General features: G+C 71.6%; 20 protein-coding genes. 12 read left to right on the top strand and 8 right to left on the bottom strand.

Translation table 11 applies throughout. The features are described 5' to 3' along the window. Nucleotides 1-489: 489 nt before the first annotated feature. From ACTWPP_RS42665 to ACTWPP_RS42650, 4 genes are all read right to left on the bottom strand, one after another. Nucleotides 490-1,101 carry a DUF2625 family protein gene (locus ACTWPP_RS42665; protein ID WP_443110184.1) on the bottom strand — a complete coding sequence of 204 codons (612 nt, stop codon included), beginning with the start codon at nt 1,099-1,101 and terminating at the stop codon, nt 490-492. Beyond that, entirely contained in the window at nt 1,098-1,472 is a 375-nt protein-coding gene (locus ACTWPP_RS42660) for a hypothetical protein (protein ID WP_443110183.1), read from the bottom strand. Before ACTWPP_RS42660 ends, ACTWPP_RS42665 begins: the two co-directional genes overlap by 4 nt. A 163-nt stretch (nt 1,473-1,635) precedes the next feature. Then, nucleotides 1,636-2,172: an MOSC domain-containing protein gene (locus ACTWPP_RS42655; RefSeq protein ID WP_443110181.1), complete on the bottom strand. Its 537-nt coding sequence runs from the start codon at nt 2,170-2,172 to the stop codon at nt 1,636-1,638. After that, entirely contained in the window at nt 2,156-2,377 is a 222-nt protein-coding gene (locus ACTWPP_RS42650; RefSeq protein WP_443110180.1) for a hypothetical protein, read from the bottom strand. The genes ACTWPP_RS42655 and ACTWPP_RS42650 overlap by 17 nt, the downstream gene beginning before the upstream one ends. Nucleotides 2,378-2,545: 168 nt before the next feature. On the opposite strand from ACTWPP_RS42650, the gene ACTWPP_RS42645 reads away from it, so the two are divergent. Continuing rightward, entirely contained in the window at nt 2,546-3,853 is a 1,308-nt protein-coding gene (locus ACTWPP_RS42645) for a cytochrome P450 (protein WP_443110179.1), read from the top strand. A 63-nt stretch (nt 3,854-3,916) separates the two neighbouring features. On the opposite strand, the gene ACTWPP_RS42640 is transcribed toward ACTWPP_RS42645, so the two are convergent. Then, the gene (locus ACTWPP_RS42640) at nt 3,917-4,915 is read right to left on the bottom strand and encodes an MFS transporter (protein WP_443110178.1); all 999 of its coding nucleotides are present in this window, start codon (nt 4,913-4,915) and stop codon (nt 3,917-3,919) included. 72 nt (nt 4,916-4,987) lie between these two features. Between ACTWPP_RS42640 and ACTWPP_RS42635 the strand changes: the two genes are divergently transcribed. Then, nucleotides 4,988-5,683 (top strand): TetR/AcrR family transcriptional regulator, encoded by a 696-nt coding sequence (locus ACTWPP_RS42635; protein ID WP_443110177.1) that lies wholly within the window; start codon nt 4,988-4,990, stop codon nt 5,681-5,683. A 60-nt stretch (nt 5,684-5,743) separates the two neighbouring features. Beyond that, the gene (locus ACTWPP_RS42630; protein ID WP_443110176.1) at nt 5,744-6,034 is read left to right on the top strand and encodes a GlsB/YeaQ/YmgE family stress response membrane protein; all 291 of its coding nucleotides are present in this window, start codon (nt 5,744-5,746) and stop codon (nt 6,032-6,034) included. A 192-nt stretch (nt 6,035-6,226) separates the two neighbouring features. On the opposite strand, the gene ACTWPP_RS42625 is transcribed toward ACTWPP_RS42630, so the two are convergent. Then, entirely contained in the window at nt 6,227-6,769 is a 543-nt protein-coding gene (locus tag ACTWPP_RS42625) for an IclR family transcriptional regulator (RefSeq protein WP_443110175.1), read from the bottom strand. Nucleotides 6,770-6,795: 26 nt separating this feature from the next. Between ACTWPP_RS42625 and ACTWPP_RS42620 the strand changes: the two genes are divergently transcribed. From ACTWPP_RS42620 to ACTWPP_RS42600, 5 genes are all read left to right on the top strand, one after another. Continuing rightward, on the top strand, nt 6,796-7,908 hold the full coding sequence (locus tag ACTWPP_RS42620) for an aldehyde dehydrogenase family protein (RefSeq protein ID WP_443110204.1): 1,113 nt from the start codon (nt 6,796-6,798) through the stop codon (nt 7,906-7,908). Nucleotides 7,909-8,004: 96 nt separating this feature from the next. Next, a complete protein-coding gene (locus ACTWPP_RS42615; RefSeq protein ID WP_443110174.1) occupies nt 8,005-8,340 on the top strand; it encodes a DUF485 domain-containing protein in 336 nt (111 codons plus the stop codon). 14 nt (nt 8,341-8,354) lie between these two features. Then, nucleotides 8,355-10,004 carry a solute symporter family protein gene (locus ACTWPP_RS42610; RefSeq protein WP_443110173.1) on the top strand — a complete coding sequence of 550 codons (1,650 nt, stop codon included), beginning with the start codon at nt 8,355-8,357 and terminating at the stop codon, nt 10,002-10,004. A gap of 274 nt (nt 10,005-10,278) precedes the next feature. Beyond that, nucleotides 10,279-12,558, top strand: coding sequence for a S8 family serine peptidase (locus tag ACTWPP_RS42605; RefSeq protein WP_443110172.1), 2,280 nt, complete (start codon nt 10,279-10,281; stop codon nt 12,556-12,558). A gap of 125 nt (nt 12,559-12,683) precedes the next feature. Further along, the gene (locus ACTWPP_RS42600) at nt 12,684-12,968 is read left to right on the top strand and encodes an SHOCT domain-containing protein (protein ID WP_443110171.1); all 285 of its coding nucleotides are present in this window, start codon (nt 12,684-12,686) and stop codon (nt 12,966-12,968) included. A 36-nt stretch (nt 12,969-13,004) separates the two neighbouring features. Here ACTWPP_RS42600 and ACTWPP_RS42595 read toward each other — a convergent pair whose 3' ends face one another. Next, complete coding sequence (locus ACTWPP_RS42595) at nt 13,005-13,694, bottom strand: MarR family winged helix-turn-helix transcriptional regulator (protein WP_443110170.1); 690 nt, start codon at nt 13,692-13,694, stop codon at nt 13,005-13,007. Between the two features lie 349 nt (nt 13,695-14,043). Here ACTWPP_RS42595 and ACTWPP_RS42590 point away from each other — a divergent pair, with 349 nt between their 5' ends. The 4 genes from ACTWPP_RS42590 (at nt 14,044) to ACTWPP_RS42575 (ending at nt 17,544) form a co-directional block, all read left to right on the top strand. Continuing rightward, nucleotides 14,044-14,370, top strand: coding sequence for a DUF3263 domain-containing protein (locus tag ACTWPP_RS42590; protein ID WP_443110169.1), 327 nt, complete (start codon nt 14,044-14,046; stop codon nt 14,368-14,370). 80 nt (nt 14,371-14,450) lie between these two features. Next, nucleotides 14,451-15,272, top strand: a complete 822-nt coding sequence (gene otsB / locus ACTWPP_RS42585; protein WP_443110168.1) for a trehalose-phosphatase — start codon at nt 14,451-14,453, stop codon at nt 15,270-15,272. A 174-nt stretch (nt 15,273-15,446) separates the two neighbouring features. Beyond that, on the top strand, nt 15,447-16,097 hold the full coding sequence (locus tag ACTWPP_RS42580; RefSeq protein ID WP_443110167.1) for a hypothetical protein: 651 nt from the start codon (nt 15,447-15,449) through the stop codon (nt 16,095-16,097). Nucleotides 16,098-16,545: 448 nt separating this feature from the next. After that, a complete protein-coding gene (locus ACTWPP_RS42575; protein ID WP_443110166.1) occupies nt 16,546-17,544 on the top strand; it encodes a hypothetical protein in 999 nt (332 codons plus the stop codon). A 106-nt stretch (nt 17,545-17,650) separates the two neighbouring features. Here ACTWPP_RS42575 and ACTWPP_RS42570 read toward each other — a convergent pair whose 3' ends face one another. Beyond that, nucleotides 17,651-18,244: a PadR family transcriptional regulator gene (locus tag ACTWPP_RS42570; RefSeq protein WP_443110165.1), complete on the bottom strand. Its 594-nt coding sequence runs from the start codon at nt 18,242-18,244 to the stop codon at nt 17,651-17,653. Between the last annotated feature and the right edge of the window lie 303 nt (nt 18,245-18,547).

Here is an 18,547-nt window from a genome sequence, read left to right as displayed (position 1 = left end):
CACGAAAGTACCGCAACAGAGGCTCACGACTGCCGGCTGGCATCGGCGACTATGTGCGCACCGGTTTACCTGGGGTGATGGTGGCGATCTTGGGGTGGCCGGCTTCCTGTAACGGAAGGTAGGGGTTCAAGTCCCCTCGCCGGGCTCCCACGTCAAACCCCCTCCGCGTCCGGACAAGGCCTCTTTGCCAATAGCAGCCGCAGCGTGATGATCGGGTCAGGTTGCCGAGCCGGGCGGCCGCCACGGGGGCGGGGCCGCCTGCCAGGAGCAGCGGACCTTGAGGCGGGGCGAGGCTCGCGACCGAGGCCTGCCGTTCCTGGCCGTGCCCTCGATGTGCTTGTCGGCAATGAATGAGGTGGAGCCTTGACTTGGACGGAGGCGCCGTCGAGGTCGATATCTTGCTAGCGCAGGTGGGGGACGGTGGTGGATATTGTTCGGGAGACTTGTAGAAACAGCTCCGGTTTAGCCCGTGGGTGGGCGCTGATGGGCCTAACCCAGTTGCCGTGCTAGCTCATGGTGGAAAGAGACGAGCTCTGCCATGGGAACGGCCTTTCGTGAAACCTTGGATAGGTCCTTGCCCTCCACAGTCGACGGTGGCGGCCAAGCGTGGATGCCTTCGCTCAGCCCGAGCGTGGCCACTTCGGTCTTCCAACCGGGCCAGCGCAAGGTGTCGTAGAACTGCGTCAACGAGCCGACGAGCACGGCGTACAGCCAATCGGCGTACCCCTGCTCCAGATCCAGCCAGCCTAGATCGTCCGGACCGAAGTAGTGGATTGTGGGCGGTGCCCCAGGCTGCGCTTGAGCCCAAGCGTACTGACCGCCCAGTACGTCGTAACCGACCACGAGCCAACGTGACGCATGATCGGCCTGGTCCATGACGTCGGGCAGGTCGCCACCGCCGCTGCCGAGCACTCGCAGCCATCCGTGATCTACGCGGATCCCGCCGGTATGGGCGACGACTGCCCCGAGCCACGATCTCGTCGTAATTCCCAACTCTGCCAAGCAGACCTCTGCGCGACCGGCGTCAGGGGGGAGCATCTCGACCGGATAGGGCGCTGTCTGGACGGCGGCAAGAACCTCGTCCCACGCTGAACCGTTCACATCTCCAGTGTTTCAGCCCGCGAAACCGTCTGCGCCGAATGCAGATCGAAGATGGCCATAAGGCTGGCGCGCCCGACGTGAGCTAACGTCGAGACGTGGACGCGGCGGAGATGAGCGGGCGAGTCTGGCGGGACCGAGTGCGCCGGCGAGGCACCGTCGAGCAAGACCGGGAGGCCTTGGCCCGTCTCATTGAGTACGACGCCGACCCGTTCGAGGTCGAGTTGTACGAGCTGGCGGCCGATCCGCGGACGTTGCTCATCGACCGTGCCCAGCGACGCCGAGCCGGACGGCACGAGCGGCGTGTACGGCGGTTGAAGGCCCGAAGTCGGCGCTCCCGAGAGTGACGGCGGCAACCGGCCGACCACCGGCACACCTCATCCGCCGTGCCGCCTGGACGGACTCACGCCAGGTGGGGCGGTTGTTATAGCCGAAGAGCGGACGGGCGCTTGGGAGCGGTCTGGTCTCGAGGGCGGGTTGAAAGCGTTCGGCACTCGCCGTCGCGGCGCTTACTGTGTCGGTCCATGCCGGGTGATCTCATTGGGCGTGGGGAGTGCGGGAGGGTGACCGACCTCCGCAAGCGGTATGCAAAGTCGATGGATCGCGCGGCGTGGGCTTGAGGACCGTTTGCGTGCTGGACGGTGACGGAGTGCGGCGAGGTCCGTCACCTGTGGGGGATGTGTCTCGGTTCTTTGTGGAGTCGCTTTTGGGCCATTCTCTCTGGCCGACGAGCCAGCGTTCACCGATCAGGGCATCGTTGACTTCCAGGCCCTGGGTGGTGAGATTCTCCCCGAAGCCGCCGTTGCGCAGTGGCATGTTCAGGTCGGCTTCCCACGCGGCCAAGTCCTCACGGGCATAGGCGTATACGGCCTGGTCTGGTCCGCCGTGGTGCTTGGTGTTGTAGACGCGATCGCCTGCGAGGCCGACCTCACCGGTGCCTGGAGCGGTGACCGTTACCGGGCCGTCCACCGGCTGCTTGTCGATTCCCGTGAGAGCGGTGGTTTTCCAAGGATTGCGGCGCGGCTCACCGATGTTGACCGACAGCAGCTTCGGGTGGTCAGACACCTGATACATCGCCGACCTTGAGCACGACCTTGTGGGTGGTGATCGACTTGATGGTGATGTTCAGGTTGGCCTCTTGCCTCTCGGTTTCACCCTTGGCCACGGTGAACGGGGTTCCAGCGACTTTGAGTTCGACGGAATCGTTGGTGGCCGACACCAGTTCGATTCGGGTATCGAAGACGGAGGCGCTGGCGTCCTCGTCTCGTTCGAACGTCACGGTGCAAGGAGATGCGGCGGCACCCCCGGCCGGTCGTGGGCAATATTCGTTCCATTAGGTCAATTACGTAGTGGACCACTTCGTCGGTGGAGGACGCGGCGGCGAAGGCTCGGGTCTCCTGGCCGGACGTGGCCCGCGTCGGGATGGGGACGGGTTTACGGTGGATGCATGGCGTTGGTCACGGGAGGAAGTGTCGCCGGGCCGGGTGCTGTGGAGGCCGCTCGGTGGTGGATGCGGATGATGAGGGATCCGCTGGCCACCTACGGGGCGCTCGGGCGGCGGTACGGGGACACGGTGCGGGTCCCGTTCGGTGTGGGGCGGGCGCTCTACGTGCTTTCGCGGCCCGAGCACGCCGAGCACGTGCTGGTGGCGAACCAGGACAACTACGTGAAGGCGTTCACGTACCGGCCGCTGCGGGCGGTCATCGGGGAAGGGCTGCTGACCAGCGAGGGAGACACATGGCGGCGGCATCGGCGCGTGGTGGGGCCGGTGTTCGCGCAGCGGCACGTCGTCGGGTTCGCGCCGCAGATCGTCGAGACGGCGGTCGCGGCCGTCGAGCGGTGGCCCGACGGGGTGATGCTCGACGCGGCGGGTGAGCTGCGGCGGCTGACGCTGGACGTGGTGGGGCGGGCGTTGTTCGGCAGCGAACTCGCGGGGGAGGCCGGACGGACGGGACGCTCCCTGGAGACCCTCCAGCGGGGCGCGGTCATCGGGACGTTCCTGCCAGGGGCGACCGCGAAACGGGGGCTGTACCAGCGTGTGCCCGGGTTGGGCGGGGCGATCGGCCAGCTGGACGGCCTCGTGCAGCGGGTCATCAGGGGGTCGTCCGGTGGGGAGCTGTTGAATCTGCTCAGGGAGGGCGGCGAGTTCTCCGACGCCGAGTTGCGCGACGAGGTGCTGACCCTGCTGCTGGCCGGGCATGAGACCACGGCGGCATCGCTGGCGTGGACGTTCGTGCTGCTCTCCCGGTATCCGGCGGCGCGTGAGCGGTTGGAGGGCGAGGTCGACGAGGTGCTCGGCGGGAGGGATCCGCGGGCCGACGACGTGGACCGGCTGCCGTGGACGCGGGCCGTCCTTTCCGAGGCGATGCGGATCTATCCGCCGGCATGGACCATCGAGCGCGATGCCGTTGACGGCGACGACATCGCGGGGGTGCGGGTTCCGGCGGGGTCGACGATCGCCGTCCCGCCGTATCTGCTGCATCGGAACACGGACATCTGGCCCAATCCGGAGGGTTTTCAGCCAGAACGGTTCATGGGTGAGCAGCAGCGTCACCGCTACGCGTATCTGCCGTTCGGGGGTGGCAGGCGCATCTGTGTCGGGGCCGGGTTCGCGATGCTGGAGGCGATTCTCGTCCTGGCGACCGTCAGCCGCACTCACCGGCTCGACCTGGCCCCCGGGGTGCCCGTGCGCGGACGGGCCGAGATCACGTTGCGGCCGGCCGGGCCCGTCCCGATGCGGGTGTCACGCAGATAGGTCCGCGTGACAGTCCTGCCCGGGGCCGCGGAGTCGCGGGCCCCGGGGCCTCGGCGGGCGGCGTCACGCCTTCCCGCGGGGGAGCATCAAGGCGGGGACGAGGGCGAGAGCGCCGATGGCCAGCGCGATCCAGAAAGCGTGCCCGAAGGCCGTGGCCAGGAGCGGCGCAACCTGGACGCGGGCCTCGTCGGGCAGCGGGGCGAGCGCCGCGTGACCGAGCTCGGGCGACCGGGCGGTGATCTCGTGTTGCAGGGTCACGGCCAGGGCCGTGGTCCCGAGGGAGGCGCCCATGCGCTGGAGCGTGTTCAGCGCACTGGTCGCCTGCGGGATCAGATGTCCCGGCAGCGCCTGGTAGGCGGCGGCCATGGAGGGCATGATCGTCGCGCCGAGGCCGAGGCCGATGACGAAGAGGGCCGCGGCGAGCAGGACGGGTGAGGTGGCGGCGTGGATCTGGGTGTAGGCGGCGGTGCCGGCGAGGCCCATGACGATCCCGGTGGGGACGACCACGCCGGCGCCGACCCGGTCGGTGACGCGTCCGGCCAGCGGCATGGCGACCGCGGCACCCAGCGCCTGGGGGGCGAGGAGGAGGCCGGTGGCGAGCGGGCCGTGGCCGCGGACGATCTGCCAGTACAGCGGAAGGAGGACGAGGACGCCGAACAGCGCGATGGCGACGACGACGTTGGTGAGCACGGCGGCGGTGAAGCCGCGGTTACGGAAGAGGGAGATGTCGATCAGGGCGGGGCGGGTGCGGGCGTGCAGGACGTAGAGGCCGATGGGCACGGCGGCCGCACCGAGGACGGCCCAGACGCGGGGTGAGTCCAGGGCGCCGGGACGTCCCGCTTCGGCGGTGCCGTAGACGAACACCGTCACTCCGGCGCACAGCAGGAACAGGCCGCGGACGTCCAGCGGCGTCGGACGCGTAGCGGAGCGCGGCAGCAGGAACAGCGCCGCCACGATGGCGATCAGGCCCGGCGGGAGGTTGACGAGGAAGATCCAGCGCCAGCCGGCGGTCGAGATGATCAGGCCGCCGACGATCGGGCCGGGCGACGGAGCGACAGTCAAGATTCGTGACTAAAAGGGAATGGCGAGACTCAATCGGAGGGGATTCCTCCACATGATTGCTATGCTGACGCCGTGGGGCAGAAGCCGAACGCCGCCCAGCGGCAGCGGTCGCTGCGGGCGGACGCGCGCGACAACCGCAACCGGATCCTCGCCGCCGCCGGAGAGGTGTTCGTCGAGCAGGGGCCGGGTGCCCCGCTCGAGGAGATCTCCAAGCGGGCCGGCACCGGGATCGCCACGCTGTACCGGCGTTTCCCCGACCGCAAGGCGCTGACCAGGGCGGTCGCGCTGGACGCCCTGCAGCGCACGACCGACGAGGCCGCCCGGGCGCGGGACGAGGAGCCGACGGCCTTCGCCGCGCTGGTCCACTACATGCACCGTGTCCTGGACATCCGGATCGGCGCGGTGTTCCCCGTGCTGCTGGAGGAGATCCCGTTCGAGGACGAGGAGATCGCGGCCGTCCGGCACGAGGGCGTCGGCATCATGCAGGGCCTGGTCGCCTCAGCCCAGCGGGAGGGCGACCTGCGCCCGGACGTCACACACGGCGACATCGGGATGCTGCTCGTGCGACTGTCCCGTCCGCTTCCCGGCCCGCTTCCCCGGGAGGTCGCCGAGGACCTGGCGCACCGGCATCTCGACGTGCTCATCGACGGCCTGCGCACGGCGGCCGGACGGGCGGCGGCCGGACGGGCGGAAGCGCTCGGCGGCCCGGCTCTGACGTTCGCCGACATGCGGTCCATGGGTGACGGGCGGGACACCGCCGTCCCGTAGCCCTCCGCGGCCCGACCTGCGCCGATGTGACTGCGTGGCCAGAGTGGGCACACGGAGGGCATGAACATCACAGGCATCATCACCGCGATCGTCATCGGAGCGATCATCGGCTCGCTGGGGCGGCTGCTCCTGCCGGGCCGGCAGCCGATCGGCGTCATCATGACCGTGCTCGTCGGCATCGTGGCGGCGATCATCGGGACGGCGATCGCGCAGACGGTCGGCGTCGACACCACCGCCGGGATCGACTGGATCGAGCTGGTGTTCCAGGTCGGCCTGGCCATGCTCGGCGTCGCGATCGTCGCCGCGCTCAGAGCGCGCCGCAAACACCGCCACGACACCGGCGCCCGGTGATGCGGGCCCCGCCCTCCGCGTGAGGCCGGGCCCGCGTGAGGCCGGGTCGGCGTGAGGCCGGGTCGGCGTGAGGCCGGGTCGGCGTGAGGCCGGGTCGGCGTGAGGCCGGGTCGGCGTGAGGCCGGGTCGGCGTGAGGCCGGGTCGGCGTGAGGCCGGTCGGCCTGGAATCGGCTGCCCCTTGAGGCGGGTCCTTACTTGAGGAGCGTGCCGAGGGAGCGGGCGGCCGACTGGAGGGCGGGGACGAACGAGAGCAGGTCTTCGCGCGGGACGAGGAAGGTCACCGTGGAGATGCTCACGCCACCGCGGACCGCGCCGGTGCGGTCGAAGACGGGGGCGCCGATGCAGCGGATGGTCTTCTCGTTCTCCTCGTCGTCGACGGCGTAGCCGCGGGCGCGGATCTGGGCCAGTTCGTCGGCCAGGCGCGCCGCGTCCGTGATGGTGTTCGGGGTCATCGCGGGCATTCCGGCGCTGGCCAGCACCGAGTCCAGTTCGTCCTCCGGCAGGTGGGACAGGACGCACATGCCGATGGCCGTGCAGTGCAGGCGTAGCCGCATGCCCACGCGGGACGCCATGCGGTAAGGCTGGTCGGCCTCGACCTTGCGGACGTAGATGGCGTGGTCGCCGCTGCGCAGAGCCAGGTGGACGGTCTGGCCGACATCGCGGGACAGGGTGGTCAGGACGTCGCCGATTCCGGCCGCGCCCTCGGCCTTGACCTCCTCGGCCAGCGCGAGCATGCGGGTGCCCGCGCGGTAGCTGCCGGCTGCTGAACGTGGTCGCGGACGAGCTGGGGCAACGCGCCGGGGACCTGGCACGGGGGCTCGCGGAGGAGAACGGCAAGCCGATCCGGCAGACCCGGGAGGAGGTCGCCGCGGCGATCAGGATCTTCCGCGGCTTCGCGGGCGAGGCGACCCGGATCTTCGGACGGCAGATCCCGATGGACGCGGTGCCGGGGCTGGAGGACCACCTTGCCGTGACCGTCCGCGAGCCGATCGGGGTCGTCGCCGCGATCGTGCCGTTCAACTATCCCGTCGAGCTGTACGCGCACAAGGCCGCTGCGGCGCTGGCCGCGGGCAACGCGGTCCTGGTGAAACCACCGGAGAAGTGCCCGCTGACGCTCCTGGAGATCGGCGGGATCGTCGCACGGGCCGGGTTCCCGGAGGGCGCCCACCAGGTGGTGCCGGGAGGCCCCGAGCTGGCGCGCTTCCCGGCGTCCGCGGACGGCGTCCAGATGATCAGTCTCACCGGGAGCACGGCGGCCGGCAGGGCGATGGCCGAGCTCGCCGCCGGGACGCTGAAGCCGACCCATCTGGAACTGGGCGGCAACGACGCCCTGATCGTGTGCGCCGACGCCGACCTGGAACGCGCCGCGGAGGCGGTCGTGCTCGGGCGGCTCGCCCGGGGCAACGGCCAGATCTGCTGCGCCGTCAAGCGGGTCTACGTCGAGGACGCCGTCTACGACGCGTTCGCGCAGGCCCTGGAGGCCCAGGCCCGCGAGCTGGTCGTCGGCGACCAGCTCGACGAGGCCACCGACGTCGGTCCGCTGATCACCGAGCCGGCCGCCGTCGCCGTGGACGAGGCCGTCCAGGCCGCCGTGAGGGACGGCGCCCGCCTCGCGGTCGGCGGGAAACGGGACGGGGCCTTCGTGCCCCCGGCCGTCCTCGTCGACGTCGCCGCGGACGAGGAGGCCGTCGCCGAGGAGATCTTCGGGCCGGTGGCGCCGCTGCTGCGGGTCGGGGATCCTCTGATCGACGCCGCCGGCGGCCCGCCCGTCGGGTTTCACGATCGTCAAGGCCGGCCGGGCGAGAGCGCCGGAGGCGACGAGCAGCGCCCCGGTGCGGCCGTCACGTGCCCGGACGGCGACGTCATCGGTTGAGGATCTCGCCAAACCGGGGTTGCGGACGGTGAAAATTTGATCCCATAGAGCGATCAGATCGATGCGGAGAGTCACGTCCGGTCCAGGGGAGGCCAGATGGTGGGGGGCTCGAAGGTCACGGATCGCCAGGGGAGCGAGCAGGGACCTTCAGCGCAGTTTGCGCCTATCGCGGGTTACGAGCGGTTCCGGCTGCTCAGGGGGAGGTCCCGGCGGGCCGCGCTGGTCGTCGGCACGGTGTTTCTCGGGTGGTATTTCGTCTATATCGGGCTGTCCGCGTTCGCCCGGGACTTCATGGCGCGGCCGGTGACCGGGCACGTCAACGTCGCGCTCCTGCTCGGCGTCCTGCAGTTCGTCTCGACGTTCGCGCTGGCCTGGGCGTATGCGGCGTACGCGCGGCGGCGGCTGGACCCGCTGGCCGGTGACCTGCGGTGATCGAACATCATGCGGTGACGTTCGTGCTCTTCGTCGCGTTCATCCTGATCACTGTCGGGATCACGGTCCGGGCGCGGCTGAACACCAGCGGCGCGGACGACTTCTACGCGGGCGGGCGGACGTTCTCCGGCGCGCAGAACGGCGTGGCGCTGGCGGGCGACTACATGTCGGCGGCGTCCTTCCTCGGCATCGCGGGGATCATCGCGCTGTCCGGATACGACGGGTTCCTGTACTCGATCGGCTTCCTGGTGGCGTGGCTGCTCGCGCTGCTGCTGGTCGAGATGATGCGCAACGCGGGCCGGTTCACGATGGCGGACGTGCTGTCGCGGCGCGTCCGGCGGCAGGCCCCCGTGCGCCGGGCGGCGGTCGTCTCGACCGTCACCGTGTCGGTGTTCTACCTGCTGGCGCAGATGGTCGGGGCGGGGGCGCTCGTGTCGCTGCTGCTCGGCATCCACAGCGGGGAACGGTTCCTCGGGATGTCCGCGGGCACCGCCAGGACGGCGACGATCGTCGTGGTCGGCGCACTCATGATCTGCTACGTGGCGTTCGGCGGGATGAAGGCCACCACCTGGGTGCAGATCATCAAGTCCGTCCTGCTGATGGCCGGCTCCGCCGTGCTGGCCGTGATGGTGCTCGGCAGGTTCGGTTTCGACGTCAGCGCGATGCTCGGGTCCGCCGCCGACGCGAGCGGGAAGGGCGAGGCGTTCCTGCGGCCGGGCCTGCGGTACGGGCAGGACGTCCCCGGCGACGCCTACCGCACGATCGTCAACAAACTGGACTTCATCAGCCTCGCCGTCGCGCTGGTGCTCGGCACGGCCGGCCTGCCGCACATCGTCAACCGATTCTTCGCCGTCCCGGACGGGCGCGCCGCCCGCACGTCGGTGTCGTGGGCGATCGGGCTCGTCGGCGTCTTCTACCTGATGACGCTGGCGCTGGGCTTCGGCGCGGCCGCCCTGGTCGGGCGGCGGGCGATCGTCGCGCAGGACCCGTCCGGAAACACGGCGGTACCGCTGCTCGCGCAGGCGGCCGGGGAGCACGTCGGAGGGCACTTCGGCGGTGACGTCATGCTGGCGTTCATCGGCGCGGTGGCGTTCGCGACGATCCTCGCCGTCGTGTCGGGGGTGGTGCTGGCCTCGTCCACGTCGCTGGCGCACGACTACTTCGGCCAGGTGCTGATGCTCGGCCGTCCGCGCGAGTCCCAGGAGGTGGGGGTGGCCCGGTTCGCGGCGTTCCTCGTCGGCTCGCTGGCCATCGTCCTCGCGGTCGTCGCCCGGAACCTTAACGTGGCGTTCCTGGTGGCGCTGGCGTTCGCGATGGCCGCCGCGGCCAACCTCCCGGCGATCGTGCTGTCGCTGTTCTGGCGGCGGTTCACCTCCGTCGGGGTGGTCGCCGGCATCTACGGCGGGCTGGTCAGCTCGCTGGTGCTGGTGGTGTTCTCACCGGTCGTGTCGGGGAAGGTCGACCCGGTGACGGGCGAGAGCCTGTCGCTGTTCCCGGCGGGCGTCGACTTCCACCTGTTCCCGCTGGAGAACCCCGGCATCGTCTCGATCCCGATCGGGTTCGCGTGCGCGGTCGCCGGAACCCTCCTCGGACGGGAAGACCCCGACCCGGAGCGCTACGACGACCTGTCGGTCAGGGCGCTGACGGGAGCGGGCTCACACTGACGTCCCTCCGCGAACGGCCGGCGTTCAACCGGGCGGTGACGTGCCGGTGTGGGAGGGTTAACATTTCGTGCCCGCCCTTGTTACCGGCTGGTATGGGAGTGCAGGTCGGGCAGGCTGCCGAGAAGAAGAACCGCGCTGTCCCGGACGTGCCCTAATGTGCCGAGTGCCCGGGCCAGGGCCGGTTCGCGTGGCAGAATGTCAACCCGTCGTGGAGCGCGGCGGTCTGCCGGGAGGGAGGTGCGGCGGCGTGTCCGAAGCCGGTCGACGCCGTCCAGTGCGTGCCCGACCGGCGACCCGGCTCGGCGCCCGGACGACCGCGACCCTCACCGTGCTCACCCTCGGCGCGGCCGTGGCCGTACCGGTGGCCGTCGCGACCGGCGACCCGCCGCGGCGAGAACGGACCGTGCGCGGCGCCGCGGCCGGGGCGCTCGTCAACGCCCCGACCGACCAGATCCGCGCCCGCGAATGGCACCTGGAAACACTCCGCACCCAGAAGGCGTGGAAGTACTCCAAGGGACGCGGCGTCACGGTCGCGGTCCTCGACACCGGCGTCGACGAGAACCACCCCGACCTCACCGGGCAGGTCATCACCGGGCCCGACCTCACCGGTGGAGTGCGCCGCCCCGGCACCCGCTACTGGGGCCTGCACGGGACGTCGATGGCGAGCATCATCTCCGGCCACGGCCACGGGCCCAGGCTGTCGCAGGGAATGATGGGCGTCGCGCCGCAGAGCCGCATCCTGTCCGTCCGCGTCACGCTCGAGAACGACGACCCGCTGCGGCGCGACAACGGGCAGCAGGGCGGGAACGGTGACCGCGACGCCGTCGCCCAGGGCATCCGCTACGCCGTCGACCACGGCGCCGACATCATCAACATGTCCCTCGGCGGCGGACGCCAGTTCTACAACGGCACCAAGTCCCAGGAGAGCGCGATCAAGTACGCGCTCGGCAAGGGCGTCGTCCTGATCGCCTCCGCGGGCAACGACGGCTCGGGCGCCAACCGCAAGAACTTCCCCGCCGCCTACCCCGGAGTGATCGCCGTCGGCGCGCTCGACCGCCGGCTGCGCCTCTGGAAGGACAGCAACCGGCGCTCCCACGCCGCCGTCTGCGCACCCGGCGTGGACATCGTCAGCGCCGACGCGAGGAACGGCTACGTCGTCGGGACGGGCACCAGCGCCTCGTCGGCCATGGTCGCCGGGGTCGCCGCGCTCGTCCGGTCCCGCTACCCGAGGCTGACCCCGGCCGAGGTCCGGCAGGCGCTGATCCAGGGGTCGCCCGCGCGGCGCGGAAATCCGACCGGCTCGTCCACCTGCCGCGGGACGGTCGACGCGCTGCGGACCCTCTTCGCCGCACACAAGATCAACAAGACGTCCAGCGGCCCGGTGGAGACGCCGCCCCCGTCGCCGACGCCGGAGCCGGTGGCGCAGGCCCCCGTGGAGGGCTCGGACCTGCTGCTCCCGCTGGTCCTCGCCGGCGGCGGACTCCTCGTCATCCTGGGGGTCGTGCTCGGCTGGCGGCAGCGGCGCCGCCCGGAGGATGACAGCGGCGACACCGACGCCGTGCCCGACTACGGCCTGCCGTCCGCCCCGCCCGCCGCGCAGCGCCAGCCCGCCGCCGCGGCAGCGGCGGCCGTGCCACCGGGCTCCGCCGCGGCGCCCATGGTCGCGCCGGTCAACGCGCCGCTCTGGCAGAGCACCGACGTGTACCAGGGGCCGCCCGCGCCGCCCGTCCCTCCGGGGAACGTTCCGCCCATGGACGTCCCGCCCTTGCACGTCCCACGCGGAGAGCCCTCGCCTTGGGACGGAGGGCCCACGGACGAGCCGCCCATGGAGCCGCCGCCCATCGACACCTCGTCCTGGGGAGCGTCCTGGGACACGGAGGCATCGCCCGATTTCGACGAGCCCCCGCCCCCGCCGCCGCCCCTGCCGCCGGTCATGTCGAGCGAGCTGCGTCCGTTCGTCCCCGGCGAGTACTCGGCGAACAGCCGGAACGGGGGCCACACCAACGGGCTGGGCCTCGCCAACGGGCAGGGCCACACGAACGGGCAGGGCCACCTCAACGGGCAGGGTCTCGCCAACGGGCACAAGCCGGCGAACGGGCATGATCCCGGTAACGGCCACCACGCCAACGGCCACCAGGCCAACGGGAACGGCGCCGACGGCGGCGACCTCAACGGCTCCGGGGTCAGCGGTCCGGCCGGAGACGACGCGTCCGGCTTGGACGACGACGACTGGGAGGCGTTCCGGCGGAACGCCCTCGACGAGCACGGATCACCGGACGGCGGGGACGGCGGCATGACCGCCCCGCTGCCCGCCGTGCCTCCGAACCCGCCGGCGGAGCCGCCGCCCCCGCCCGTATCCTCCGGACCGCCCATGGACGAGTGGCCGACCGGCGCGCTGCCCGCCGTCCCGCCCATCCCGCCCGACCCCGCCGACCGCGAGCCGCCGCGCGGACCCGTCCCCCCGATGAACCAGGCGGACGACGAGCCGCGCGGGCGGCATTCGCGTCGCTCACGGCCCTCCGACGACGAGGACTACCGGCCGCCCTGGTGGTGAACGCCGCGCCCGCGGTACTCCGCCGGGCGTAGCGCGAGAGTCTCCGGCCAGACGATGTGGGCCCCCGTACCTGTCGCCGAGCATCGACGTATCCGAACAACAGGAAGGGTCGATGAACCATGTTGATGACGTTGGCGACGCAGATGAGCCCGGGCAACTGGCACGACGGCGGGGACGCCCCCGCGTTCTGGCCGATCTTCCCGATCACCTTCGGCCTGTTCTGGCTGGCCGTGCTGGCGACGGGGTTCTACCTGATCCGCCGCCGGATGAACAACGACGCCACGGCGGCCACGGCGGCGGCCGACCCGATGGCCAGGGCGCAGTCGGTGCTCGCCGAGCGGTTCGCCCGCGGCGAGATCGACGAGGACGAGTACCTGATGCGCAGCTCGACACTCCGCAACGGAAACTGACCGGACCCCGCGCCGCCCGGGGAGGGGGGTCCGCGCTTACTCGGCGCGGGCCTCCTCGAAGATCTTGTCGATGCCGTCCGCGTAGCGCGGGGCACGGGCGGCCGCGTCGACGAAGCGGGTGAGGAGCCGGGCGAACTCGGTCCGCTCCCTGGCCGACCAGCCGGACATGAGCTCGTCGAAGTAGGCGCGGCGGAACCGGTCGGCGACCTGCTTGACGCGCCGTCCGGCCTCGGTCAGCCCGAGGTTGGCGCGGCGCGCGTCGACGGGGGACGGGCGCCGCGACAGCAGCCCCGCGTCGATCGCGTGCCCGACGAGGCGGCTCGCGGTGGAGGGGTCGATCTCCAGCCGTTCCGCGACGGCGCCGACGGTGACCTCGCAGGACGGCTCGTCCGCGGGACCGGGCTCCCGCTCCCCGGTGGCGGTGAGGGCGGCGACGGCGTTCACGACCATCAGGTTCGAGATCTGCAGCGGCCGCCCGCCGGTTTCGGCCGGTGTCTGCGCGCGGATCCGCTTCATGAGGTCGGGTTTGGCCCAGGCCCGGCGGAGCTGGAGCAGCGCCACGCTGATGTCGGTGAGGACGGGGTCGGGGGCGGGCTCGCCATGCGATTCCGGCGTGGCCCGTTCGTGTCCGGAGGTGTCGTGGTCGGCCGGGTCGTGCACCGCCGGGTCGTGTTCGGCCGTGGTACGTCCGGCGGGCCGTTTCGTGGCGGAGGTGTCCGTCGCCATGCAAAGGTCTCCGTTCCGTGCTGTCATCGCCTGCCTGCTCGGACGCCACGCCGGACGCTGCGGATTTCCGACTCTAACGAACGCGGTTCGCCCACGTTCGGGGGCTGCTGGGACGGGCGGTCCCGGTGGGACACGCGGCGTTGAAGATCCCCTGGTGAACGGGGATGTGATGCACTGAACCGCCGACCGTCGTTCCCCGCGAACCGCCGGAACTTGTCGGCGCGGACGCGTAACATGACTCCCGCCCGAACCCGGACGACCCGGGATCAGTAACCACAGAGGGGACCTGATGCGAGCGGCGAACGCCCCCGGTGATCCCCGCGGTGACGTCCCCCCACAGGACGGAAGCATGGACGATGGCCCAGTTCCGCAACCCGTGACCGAAGAAGGCGGGGCGGACGACGCCGCCTTCCCCGCCGACCTGCTCTCCGAGCGCGACCGCCAGATCCTCGCCTTCGAACGGCAGTGGTGGAAGTACGCCGGAGCGAAGGAGCAGGCCATCCGCGAGCTGTTCGACATGTCGGCGACGCGGTACTACCAGCTCCTCAACATCCTGATCGACCGACCCGAGGCGCTCGAGTGCGACCCGATGCTCGTCAAGCGCCTGCGCCGGATGCGGTCGCAGCGGCAGCGCAGCCGCGCGGCCCGCCGCCTCGGTATCCGGCCCGGACCCTGACCGGCCGCACCGTCCTCGTCCGCGGACTCGCGCCGCGCGGGTCCTGGCGACACCCCGGACGAAGAGGGTTGACTGGCCGGGTGAACTCTCCCCGCTCTGTGACGGCCGCCGGTGCCGCCGGCCTCGACGCGATCCGTGAATCCCCGGCCGGGGCCGTGCTCGGCTTCGACTTCGACGGCACTCTCGCGCCGATCGTCGACGATCCGGGCTCGGCCCGGGCGCATCCGGGCGCGGCCCCTGCGCTGGCCCGCCTTGCTCCGCTGGTGGGCGCCGTGGTGATCGTCACGGGGCGTCCGGCGGCGGTGGCCGTCGAGTACGGCGGGTTCGACGGCATCGACGGCCTGGTCGTGCTCGGGCAGTACGGGCTGGAACGCTGGGAGTCCGGCGTTCTGACCGTGCCCGAGCCGCCGCCCGGGGTCGCCGAGGCCCGTGCCAAGCTGCCCGGCGTTCTGGAGGCCGCGGGTGCGCCGCCGGAGACCTTCGTCGAGGACAAGGGGCAGGCGCTGGCGGTGCACACTCGCCGGTGCGCCGAGCCGGAGGTCGCGCTTGAGCGGCTGCGGAGCCTTCTCGCCGCGCTCGCCGAACGTACCGGGCTGACGGTGGAGCCCGGCCGTCTCGTCCTGGAGCTGCGACCGCACGGGATGGACAAGGGGATGGCGCTGCGGTCGTTCATCGACGACCGCGGGGAGCGCCCGTCGGCCGTGCTGTTCGCGGGAGACGATCTCGGTGACCTGGCGGCCTTCGATGCCGTGGACTCGCTGCGTGCCGAAGGGGTGCCGGGTGTGCTGGTCTGCAGCGGGTCCACCGAGGTGACGGCGCTGGCCGAGCGGGCGGACGTGGTCGTGGACGGCCCGTCCGGAGTCGTCGGCCTCCTCGGGACGCTGCTCGACTCGTCTCCCTGACCTGTACCGGCCGCCACCGCCTGTCGGCGGGTGACAAGAGTCGGGCCGGGCTTCATCGGATCCCGCGAGTTTCCGGAGCCGCCCGCGGGCGACGCGTCCGCTTACGGCAAAATGTGGCGAATTGCGGTAAGTGTGCGGTTCTCGGGGGCCGCGCCAGGAAGGCGAGGCCAGACGGTGGACACGGAACCGGGACACCCACGCCGTCCGGGCGACCCCCGGCACGCCCCTCCCCAGGGCGAGCCGTCGCCCCGGGCGACCCCCCTGGAAGGGCTGCCGGTTCACCCCGCGACGCCCGAGCCGCCAGGTGCCCGGCCACCGCCGTCGGGTGCCCCTATACCGCCGGGCGCCCCGACGCGCCCCATCGTCCAGGCGCGTCCCGGCGCGCCGGAGACCGCGGGCGCCTGGGGCCGCCCGCCCGACCCCGCGACGTCGCAGCCGGCCGGCACGTCGTTCCCCTACATCGATTACCTCCTCACCAATCCGACACAGGACGAGGTGCTGCTCAACTTCCCGGGCGACGTGTTCCTCAGGCGCGAGTTCGTCACGTCGGGCGTGCGGAGCCGGTGCGAGCCGAAGACCGGCGTCCCCGATGACATGTGCACTCCGCCGACGAAGAGCGAGGTCGTGCGGCGGCTCGCGGGCGGTGAGCTGATCCCCGCCGCGGGCGGCGACAGGTACATGCCGCCGGGAGCGACGTACCTGGTCCGCGTCACCGTCGAGGCGCCCATCAAGCGCGACATCACCAGCGCGGACATGGGGCTGTACGTGTGGAGGCAGCTCTACATGGCCGACAACCCTGCCAAGCAGGTCCCCTTCCCGGAGTGAGGCGCGCCGGTCGCGGTTTGCTCGGCTTCCCCGGGACCGTGTTTCAGCTCGTCCTGACAGGTGCCACTGACATGTGACCGCTACCGAACTCGCCGGTTGTCGGCTGAGTGACAAGAGTCGTGTGCTGGTTTGTCGGATCTCGCGAGACTCTGATGTCGCATATGGACCGGCTGTCTAATTGCGCCAAAATATGATGGGTTGCGGTAAGTGTGGTTCACGGGGGATCCGCACGATGACATGGGGAGGCTTGACGGTGAACACGGAACCGGGAGTCCCACGCCGTCCAGGCGAGGTCAGAGGCACTCCACCCCATGGGATTCCGGCCAGGGCCACGCCCGTGCAGGGGACGCCCGTCCATCCTGGCCAGGCCCCGCAGCCGTCCCCGCCGGCGGACGTGCGGACACCGCCGGGCGCCCCGGTTCCGCCCGGTGCCCCGACGCGTCCCATCGTGCACGCGTCTCCCGGTACGCAGGAGCCGCCGCGGGTCTGGGGCCCTCCGCCCGAGTCGCCGCAGCCGCACGTCCAGCCGCACGTCCAGCCGCACGTCCAGCCGCACGTCCAGGACCGCGGCCGGGCCCCGCAACAACCGGCGCCGGAGCCGGATCCGCGCGGCGGCGCGTCATGGGCCGGTGTCTCTGAGGCGCAGGACGCGTACTCCGAGCAGGACGTGTACTCGGAAGCGGGGGACGAGGCGTCGTCCACGACCGGGCCGATGGGCGTCCGGGAGACGAGCGGCGTGCAGGTGCGGCTCGGGTCGCGTGAACGCGAGCAGGAACGCCGGGCGCGGCAGCGCGCCGGGCGCCGCAGCGGGCTCGTCGCCGCGGGCGTGCTCGTCCTGGCCGGGCTGGTCGTGGTCGGCCTCGTCCTGACGCGCGGACCCGGGGACGGCGATGCGGGTCCGGCAGCCGGTGCGCAGCCTCCGGGCGGCGCCGACGTCCGCCTGCCCGCCGCCGGGACGCCCATCGAGGTCGGCACGGCCGACGGCTCCAAGTACAAACTCGCCACGGTGACCAGCGGGGTGAGCGACGGCGCCGTGACGACGTTCCAGTCGTCGCCGCCGTCCGGGACGTCGTTCCCCTACATCGAGTACCTGCTCACCAACCCGACGAACGAGAAGGTGCTGCTCGACTTCCCCGGCGACGTCTTCGTCAAGCGTGAGCTCGTCACGCCCGAGGCGCGCGGGCGGTGCATGCCGCAGGCCGGTGTCCCGGAGGACATGTGCACGCCGCCGACGAAGAGCGAGGTGGTGCGGAGGTTCGCCGGCGGCGAGCTGATCCCCGGTGAGGGCGGCGACAAGTACATGGCGCCGGGCGGGACGTACCTGGTGCGCGCCACGGTCGACGTCCCCGTCCAGAACGACGTCGCCCGCGGGGACATGGGCCTGTACGTGTGGAAGCAGCTGTACATGGCCGACCAGCGCGCCAGGCAGGTTCCCTTCCCCGGCTGACCGCCGCCCTGTCCCGAGTGCACGCGAAACCGCCGCGGCCCGTCCGGCCGCGGCGGTTTCGGTTGGTCGCCGTTTCGTGTTGATGTGGTGTGGACCGGGTGCCGGTTCACTCGGCCTCGGGGTCATCGGCGAGGATCCCGTAGAGGCGGCGGCGGGCGTCGTTGACGACGTCCAGCGCACGCGCCTTCTGTGTCTCGCTGCCGACCGCCATGACCTGGTGGAGGGCGCCCATCAGCTGACCGACCGCCTCGCGCCCGCGCAGGGCGTTCTCGCCGGCGGCCGCGGTGACCTCGTCCCAGGGGGCCGTGGTCTGCGCCGACGCGGCCTCGCGGCCCGCGTCGGTGAGGGAGAACAGCCGCTTGCCGCCCTGCTCCTCGCTGCTGACCAGGTCCTCGTCCTCCAGCATCTGGAGGGTCGGGTAGACCGAGCCGGGGCTCGGCCGCCAGACACCGCCGGTGCGGCCGTCCAGTTCCTGGATCATCTCGTAGCCGTGCATCGCCCGCTCGGCGAGCAGGGCGAGCAGCGCCGCCCTGACGTTGCCGCGCCGGGTCCGCCGCCCGCGTCCACCGCGTCCGCGATGGCCGGGCCCGGGACCGAATCCCGGACCGGCGGGCCCCCACGGGCCGAACTGGTCTCCGCGGCGCCCGCGCTCCCGGGGGCCCCGGGGGCCTCCGCGCCCTCTCGTCGTGTTGTCACGCATCGCAGTCTCCTTTAGCTGTGATCGGTTGCGATGCCTTAACGATATATCGGAATAGGTCGCGATGCAACACTCGGCCTTGGACCTGCGTGTGCCGGCCACGCGGGCACACGTCGAGAAGAGGGCCGCGGGGAGGACGTATCGCCGTGCAGTGGGCGCCAGACGGGGCCTCGCGGCAGTGCGTGGGCGTGCGAAGAGGCACGAGCGCACGCTCTGCCATGCCTACGCGTTCACGGCCGTGGGCCTGGCCGCGACCGGATCGGACCCACGCACTGGGTCGTCAGTGAAGGGCGGTCAAAGCCGGGG

Source organism: Actinomadura sp. 3N407 (assembly GCF_052245875.1).
In the GTDB taxonomy this organism is placed as follows: domain Bacteria; phylum Actinomycetota; class Actinomycetes; order Streptosporangiales; family Streptosporangiaceae; genus Spirillospora.
This window is presented reverse-complemented; position numbering and strand designations above follow the sequence as displayed.

Excerpts from the sequence above, each read along its gene's own strand:
- ACTWPP_RS42655 (WP_443110181.1), bottom strand. The coding sequence starts at position 2,172 with ATGTATCAGGTGTCTGACCACCCGAAGCTGCTGTCGGTCAACATCGGT.
- ACTWPP_RS42645 (WP_443110179.1), top strand. The coding sequence starts at position 2,546 with ATGGCGTTGGTCACGGGAGGAAGTGTCGCCGGGCCGGGTGCTGTGGAG.
- ACTWPP_RS42630 (WP_443110176.1), top strand. The coding sequence starts at position 5,744 with ATGAACATCACAGGCATCATCACCGCGATCGTCATCGGAGCGATCATC.
- ACTWPP_RS42625 (WP_443110175.1), bottom strand. The coding sequence starts at position 6,769 with ATGCTCGCGCTGGCCGAGGAGGTCAAGGCCGAGGGCGCGGCCGGAATC.
- ACTWPP_RS42615 (WP_443110174.1), top strand. The coding sequence starts at position 8,005 with ATGGTGGGGGGCTCGAAGGTCACGGATCGCCAGGGGAGCGAGCAGGGA.
- ACTWPP_RS42600 (WP_443110171.1), top strand. The coding sequence starts at position 12,684 with ATGACGTTGGCGACGCAGATGAGCCCGGGCAACTGGCACGACGGCGGG.
- ACTWPP_RS42595 (WP_443110170.1), bottom strand. The coding sequence starts at position 13,694 with ATGGCGACGGACACCTCCGCCACGAAACGGCCCGCCGGACGTACCACG.
- ACTWPP_RS42590 (WP_443110169.1), top strand. The coding sequence starts at position 14,044 with ATGGACGATGGCCCAGTTCCGCAACCCGTGACCGAAGAAGGCGGGGCG.
- ACTWPP_RS42570 (WP_443110165.1), bottom strand. The coding sequence starts at position 18,244 with ATGCGTGACAACACGACGAGAGGGCGCGGAGGCCCCCGGGGCCCCCGG.